Here is a 6,650-nt window from a genome sequence, read left to right as displayed (position 1 = left end):
TTGACGATGTTGGGTTCCACGCAGGCCACCTGTTCCAGCGAGGGGAAACCGGCCGCAAAATCATCGACACCCAGCGAAAAGCCGTGCAGCCGGATGGCGGTCGCAAGCCGCACCAGCACGCTCTTTTCCAGCTTCTCGGTTTCCGCGATGCTGCAAACCAGCAGCTTGGGATCCATGCCGACTTCTTCCACGCGGGTGGAAAGAAATTCGAGTTCAGACAGGATGCGAGCCGGATCGAGCGCATGCCGCGCATCGATTGAGCAGAACAGGCTCATCCCATCGACGCCGATATTGGGATGATTGTCGATATGCAGAGCGCGGCACAGCGCTTCGAAGAACGGCACTTCGGAAGCGGCCAGCGTTTCGGCCAGAACGGCTGGCGCTACCTGCAGACCTTCGCGCAAAGGTCGAAGCCGCGCTTCCACGCCCCAGGGAGAAAGTGCGGAGGCTCCCGCCGTGAAGATCGGCTGGAAAACCGATTTCAGCCGGAAGCTGCCAAAAACTGCCGTGGCGATGCCGATTTCATCAAGAATGATCGCGTTGTCGATCCGCGCCTGGTCAATCATCGCAATACCTGTCTACGTCCGAAGGTGCGGGGTCGTCCCAGCTGAGCGGCGGTTACGCGAAGCGGCGAAGCGGCGGTCTTCGAAGACGTCCATTCGCTCGGCAGCACATGCGCCAGAGAATGGGGGATCGCGGGATCAAACCCGCGCACGATGCCCTGCCCCGAATGCATGAACCCCGTGAAATTGACGAGCGCGAGCTGCGGCCGGGCCAACAGGTAACCCTGCACCATGGGAGCACCCGCATGTTCGGCGAGTTCCATCTGCCAGGCTTCCTCGACACCCTCGATCACCGTCTTGATGCCGCATTGGCTGAACGTCGCGACCATCATCTTCAAGAGGGCCATGCCAGCACCGGAAGCCATCAGCTGGTTGATCCAGGCTGCATCGAATTTCACGATGTCGGGCTTCAGCTGTTCGACACGCCGAATGTCCGAGTCGCCTGAACCATAATCATCGATGGCAATGCGGAAGCCCTTGGCGCGCAAAGCTTCCACGAAGGCAAACAGAACCGGCTCGCAGGACGAAACCTGCTCCGTCATCTCGCAGACGATGCGCCACGGCGCGATATCAGCGACTTCGAGAACACGCATCATGTCGCGCAAGGCCATGTCGGCCAGCGCACGATCCGTGAACTGCGAAGGATCGAAATTGACGAACAGCGTGGCCGACTTATCGAGACACTTGCCTGCGTTCAACAAATGCAGTGTGCGGGTCAGCGTTTCCACCGCGAAACGGTCCTGCGACGCCACCTGGCGAAAGAACTGAGTCGGCGACACCGCGTTGCCGCCGTGGACCGGCCGAAGCAAAGCCTCGAAAGCCACAAGCGAAAGCCGGCCGTCCTGCAATGAAAAAATCGGCTGAAATGCCGATTGCAGGACATGACTGCCCCACATGGCTGTAAAAATACCATCTTCGCCCTGCGCTAAATGCGCCCGGCTGAATTTCCGCGTCATGCTCGATCCACTCGGGACACAGGGTCGACAATCCCTGAAAGATGACAGCGAAGCTTTTATCCCTCGTTAACGAGCGAAATCTTCCGCAACGTTTCCCACAAGGACATCCGTCCCTTGAACTCGCAGCTATGATGAGGTTTAGGTCGCGTCGCGGCTTTTCGTCGCCGCTTTTCCTTGAGGAGACAGTCCCATGGCTTTCCTGGCCGATGCCCTTTCCCGCGTTAAGCCTTCCGCGACCATCGCGGTCACGCAGAAAGCGCGCGACCTGAAAGCCAAGGGCCGCGACGTGATCGGCCTGGGCGCCGGCGAGCCAGATTTCGATACGCCCGACAATATCAAGAATGCGGCCATCGAAGCGATCCGCCGTGGCGAAACCAAGTACCCGCCGGTTTCGGGTATCGCACCGCTGCGCGAAGCGATCGCTGCCAAGTTCAAGCGCGAGAACAATCTGGAATATCGTGCGGAGCAGACGATCGTCGGCACCGGCGGCAAGCAGATCCTGTTCAACGCCTTCATGGCGACGCTGAACCCCGGCGACGAGGTCGTCATTCCGCGGCCCTATTGGGTCAGTTACCCGGAGATGGTGGCGATCTGTGGCGGCACCAGCGTGTTTGCCGAAACCTCGATCGACAATGGCTTCAAGCTGACGGCGGCCGAGCTGGAGAAGCGCATCACGCCAAAGACCAAGTGGCTGTTGATGAACTCGCCATCCAACCCGTCGGGTGCGGCTTACACGGAAACTGAGCTGCGCGAGATTGCCGATGTGCTGCTCAAGCATCCGCATGTCTGGACGCTGACCGACGACATGTATGAGCATCTCACCTACGGCGACTTCGTCTTCAAGACGATCGCCGAGGTCGAGCCTGCTTTGTACGAGCGCACGCTGACCATGAACGGCGTGTCCAAAGCCTATGCCATGACCGGCTGGCGCATCGGCTATGCGGCCGGGCCCGTCGCGCTCATCAAGGCAATGGACATGATCCAGGGTCAGCAGACCTCCGGCGCCTGCACCATCGCCCAGTGGGCATCGGTAGAAGCGCTGAACGGTCCGCAGGACTTCATCGCGAAAAACAAGGCGATCTTCCAGAACCGCCGCGATCTCGTCGTGTCCATGCTCAACCAGGCAAGCGGCATCTCCTGCCCGACGCCGGAAGGCGCGTTCTATGTTTATCCGTCCTGCAAGGGCGTGATCGGCAAGAGGGCGGCATCCGGCAAGGTGATCGGCTCCGACGAGGACTTCGTGTCCGAACTGCTGGAAGCCGAAGGCGTAGCGGTCGTTCACGGCTCGGCTTTCGGCCTCGGCCCGAACTTCCGCATCTCCTACGCGACCTCGGAAGCCCTCCTGGAAGAAGCCTGCATCCGCATCCAGCGCTTCACCAACGCACTGGCGTAACGCTCTTCACAGCACAAAAGAAAAAGCCCGGCTTGAGCCGGGCTTTTTGACATCATGCTCAGACCGTCGCTTTCGCGGCAGACACCGTCTGCTCGATATGCTCGACCAGCTCATCCGGCAGCTGCAACCGGCCGGCCAGCAGATCGAGGTAACCGCGTTCGGCGCGCGTTTCCGGATCGATCGTCAGGCGCGAGGCCGTGTAGATCTCGACCCTCTGCTCTTCCGTCTTGGCGGCCGCTCGGCTCCTCCCAACCGGCCCGAGATCTTCTGCCGCTCGTCCGCATCGATATGACCGTCGGCCTTCGCTGCCGCGATCATCGCGCGCACGAGAACCAGCGAGAACTCATCTTCGCCCTGCGGATGCTGCGAGGGATGGAAGCCGGTATCTTCCGGCGGCGGCAGCAGTTCCGGTGACGCTGAGGTAGAACCTGCACCTGCACCTGCCATCGACTGTCCGCTCTGGCTCTGCTGATACTGCTGGTAAGCATTGTAGGCGAGGCCGGCGATCGCAGCCAATCCACCGATCTTCAGCGCCGAGCCGCCAAGGCTGCGGCCGCTCTTGGTGCCGAGCAGCATTCCGGCCAACGCCGTTGTCTTGCCGGGATTGTTCTTGGCATATTGCAGCACCTGATCGGCCCGGTCGCGCAGCGATCCGCCGGCGCCGCCACCCAGGGCACCACCAAGGCCGCCAAGCCCACCGAGACCACCCAAGCCACCGGAACCACCCGGCCGCTGGCTGCCTAGAAACTGATCAAGCAATTGCTTCGGGTCGAACATCGAGGGCTCCTGTCTGGTTGAGCGGCGGGATGCCGGCCAAACGGAGGTAAGGACCCCAAGCGGAATTACAAGGAAGGCCCGGCTACTCAGCCAGGCGCGGCCCAAGATGCGGCGCCTTGCCCCGCGACTGCGCAAGCTCGATCTGCTTCTGCCGCTCCGCGAACCGCGCACGGTCGGCAGGGTCCTGCGTTTCCGCACATTGCGGGCAGCACACGCCCTCCTGATAAAGCGGACTGGCGCGATCGGCCTCCGTCACCGAATGGCGGCAGGCATGGCACAGCATGACGCTGCCCGGTTTAAGCCCGTGCCCGACCGAAACGCGCTCGTCGAAAACGAAGCATTCGCCCTGCCAAAGGCTGTTTTCGGCCGGAACATCCTCGAGATATTGCAGGATGCCGCCCTTGAGATGAAACACATCATCGAAGCCTGCGCCGCGCACATAGGCCGTCGCCTTCTCGCAGCGGATGCCGCCGGTGCAGAACATCGCGATCTTGCGCCCTTCCAGCTCGTCGCGATGCGCTTCCACCCAGGCCGGGAACTCGCCGAAACTCGTGGTCACCGGATCGACCGCATTGGCAAAGGTGCCGAGCCGCACTTCATAATCGTTGCGCGTGTCGATCACGATCGTGTCAGGATCGGCGATCAGCGCGTTCCAGTCGCCCGGCGCGACATAGGTGCCGGCCGACAGGGTCGGATCGATGTCGGGCACGCCCATGGTGACGATCTCGCGCTTGATCTTCACCTTCAAGCGCCGAAACGGCATGGTCGGCGCGCCGCTGAACTTGAGCTCGAGGTCCGTCAGCCCGATCCGCGCGCAGATAGCGCCGAGCACTGTGTCGAGCCGGTCCGGCAATCCGGCGATCGTGCCATTGATGCCCTCGCGCGCCAGAAGCAGCGTGCCGACAATGCCATGCTCGCGGCAGATCGCCAGGACATCAGCGCGCATCGGCTCAAGATCGGACAGCGCGGCAAAGCGGTAAAGCGCGGCGACGCGGATCGGCAGATCGGCGATCTCCGCTGATACGGAAGGGGTGGATAGGGTCATGGCCGCCCGTTACCGCTTCGCGCCCTTTCTGGCAAGAAAACTCAGGCGCGGCGTGACGGCGCGCCGCGGTCGGCGCGCAACTTTATCCACGCCCCGCAAACGGCCCGCACAGTGCTCCTTTAACCCACAAGGAAGCACGCATGTTCGCCCCCCAAGTCGAAGCCGCCATCATCCAGCTTGCCAAAAACGCCGACATCGATCCGGCCGCCCTGCTTGCCATCGCCGAAGTGGAAAGCGGCGGCAAGGCATCCGTGCGCATCGATGATCGCGACGAACCCCTCATCCGCTTCGAAGGCCATTATTTCGACCGCCGGCTCACCGGCTTGAAGCGTGCCCAAGCCCGCGCAGCCAGCTTCGCCGATCCCCGCGCAGGCGCGATCCGCAATCCATCGAGCCAGGCGGAACGCTGGAAGATGCTGCGCCGCGCGGCCGCCATCGATCATCAGGCAGCCCATGAATCGGTCTCCTGGGGTCTTGGCCAGGTCATGGGCGGGCATTGGCGCTGGCTTGGTTTTGCCTCGGTCGACGCCCTTGTCGCGGAATGCCGGGAAAGCGTCGCCGGACAGGTCAAGCTGATGCTGCGCTATTGCGACAAAGCAGGTCTGAAGCCAGCTATCCGCACCCGCAACTGGGCGGCCTTTGCAAAAGGCTACAACGGCCCCGCCTACGCGACCAACCGCTACGACCAGAAGCTGGCCGCAGCCTATGCCAGGCACGCAACACGCTTGAAGAAGCAGGCCAAGACAGCGTCACCTTCTCCCGCAGCAAGCCCTGCCCACGCATCAACCACGCCCACTCCGGATAAGCCCCGCACGTTTCTGCAAGTCGTTGCGGACTGGTTCCGGCACCAACCGAACCTATCTCTGCGGTGAACGTTGCCGGGTCGTTTGAACCGGTTTAGAAGCTGACATCACCTGGAGCTTTGCTATGATCTCGTCCCATCGCCTGCGCACCGTCCTCGAAGCTCAGCCGGTCATTCCGGTTCTGCGGATCGAGCGCGCGGAAGACGCAGCACCTCTTGCGCGCGCTCTTGCGAAAGGCGGCTTGCCGGCGGTGGAGATCACCTTGCGCACGCCGCAGGCGCTGGAAGCGATCCGCCGCGTGGCAGCGGAAGTGCCGGAAGCGGTCGTCGGCGCCGGCACGATCCTCAACCCCAAGCACTTCGCCGAAGCGGTGGCAGCGGGTGCGACCTATATCGTCAGCCCCGGCCAGACCCCGGCTCTGTTCGATGCCGCAGCCGACAGCGACGTGCCGCTTCTACCCGGTGCGACGACGGCCACCGAAATCATGCTGGCAGCCGAGCGCGGCTATGACATCATGAAGTTCTTCCCGGCCGAACAGGCTGGCGGAGCCGCTTTCCTCAAGTCTCTTGCGTCGCCCTTCCAGGGTATCCGCTTCTGCCCCACCGGCGGCATCACGCCCTCGAATGCCGCGACCTATCTCGGTTTGCCCAATGTCGTCTGCGTCGGTGGATCGTGGGTCGCACCGGATGCGCTTGTGGCGTCGGGCGAATGGGACCAGATCACCGCACTGGCTGCCGAGGCCGCGAAACTAAAAACCGCCTGAGATCACCAGGCCAGACAACAAAAAGGGCGGGGTGCTTCGGCATCCCGCCCTTTTTGTTTGCTGATGAAGCGAACGTCTTAGTTCTGGTTGAACTGCGCCACCGGCAGGAACTCCACGGCCTTGCCGCTGAAGCGGTTGGCTTTGCGCGACAGGTCGGTCTGCTGGAAGCCTGAGGTGTAGACCTCGCGCGGCGCGGTGCGAACGATGTTGTAGGCGAAGGACGGGGCCTTGGTGCCGTTCGTGTTCTGCGCGACCTTCTCGCCCGACAGCGCCCAGCGTGCAACGGACGGCTCGGTCGGAACCGCGACCGACTTCGGCTCGGCCTTGCCCTGGCCGGCGCGCGGCTTGGA

General features: G+C 62.7%; 5 protein-coding genes and 3 pseudogenes. 3 read left to right on the top strand and 5 right to left on the bottom strand.

The features are described from left to right. Both RTX98_RS19300 and RTX98_RS19295 read right to left on the bottom strand, forming a co-directional pair. Positions 1-566: pseudogene (locus tag RTX98_RS19300) on the bottom strand (hypothetical protein); the annotation flags it as partial. After that, positions 563-1,519: an EAL domain-containing protein gene (locus RTX98_RS19295; RefSeq protein WP_312798464.1), complete on the bottom strand. Its 957-nt coding sequence runs from the start codon at positions 1,517-1,519 to the stop codon at positions 563-565. The pseudogene RTX98_RS19300 and the gene RTX98_RS19295, both read right to left, overlap by 4 nt. 190 nt (positions 1,520-1,709) lie before the next feature. Between RTX98_RS19295 and RTX98_RS19290 the strand changes: the two genes are divergently transcribed. Beyond that, positions 1,710-2,912, top strand: a complete 1,203-nt coding sequence (locus RTX98_RS19290) for a pyridoxal phosphate-dependent aminotransferase (protein ID WP_312798463.1) — start codon at positions 1,710-1,712, stop codon at positions 2,910-2,912. A 58-nt stretch (positions 2,913-2,970) separates the two neighbouring features. Here the strand turns inward: RTX98_RS19290 and RTX98_RS19285 are convergent. Together RTX98_RS19285 and RTX98_RS19280 are read right to left on the bottom strand one after the other, a co-directional pair. Then, a pseudogene (locus RTX98_RS19285) lies at positions 2,971-3,689 on the bottom strand (tellurite resistance TerB family protein). Positions 3,690-3,771: 82 nt separating this feature from the next. Beyond that, a complete protein-coding gene (locus RTX98_RS19280) occupies positions 3,772-4,734 on the bottom strand; it encodes a rhodanese-related sulfurtransferase (protein WP_312798462.1) in 963 nt (320 codons plus the stop codon). Between the two features lie 140 nt (positions 4,735-4,874). Between RTX98_RS19280 and RTX98_RS19275 the strand changes: the two genes are divergently transcribed. Together RTX98_RS19275 and RTX98_RS19270 are read left to right on the top strand one after the other, a co-directional pair. Next, positions 4,875-5,606 carry an N-acetylmuramidase family protein gene (locus tag RTX98_RS19275; RefSeq protein WP_312798461.1) on the top strand — a complete coding sequence of 244 codons (732 nt, stop codon included), beginning with the start codon at positions 4,875-4,877 and terminating at the stop codon, positions 5,604-5,606. 55 nt (positions 5,607-5,661) lie between these two features. Beyond that, positions 5,662-6,300, top strand: a complete 639-nt coding sequence (locus RTX98_RS19270) for a 2-dehydro-3-deoxy-phosphogluconate aldolase (protein WP_312798460.1) — start codon at positions 5,662-5,664, stop codon at positions 6,298-6,300. Between the two features lie 77 nt (positions 6,301-6,377). On the opposite strand, the pseudogene RTX98_RS19265 reads toward RTX98_RS19270, so the two are convergent. Continuing rightward, a pseudogene (locus RTX98_RS19265) lies at positions 6,378-6,650 on the bottom strand (peptidase M15); the annotation flags it as partial.

It is taken from the genome of Tianweitania sp., from assembly GCF_032053605.1.
Lineage (GTDB): Bacteria > Pseudomonadota > Alphaproteobacteria > Rhizobiales > Rhizobiaceae > Tianweitania.
The sequence above is the reverse complement of the archived record's forward strand: the minus strand, read 5'-3'. Positions and strand labels throughout refer to the sequence as shown.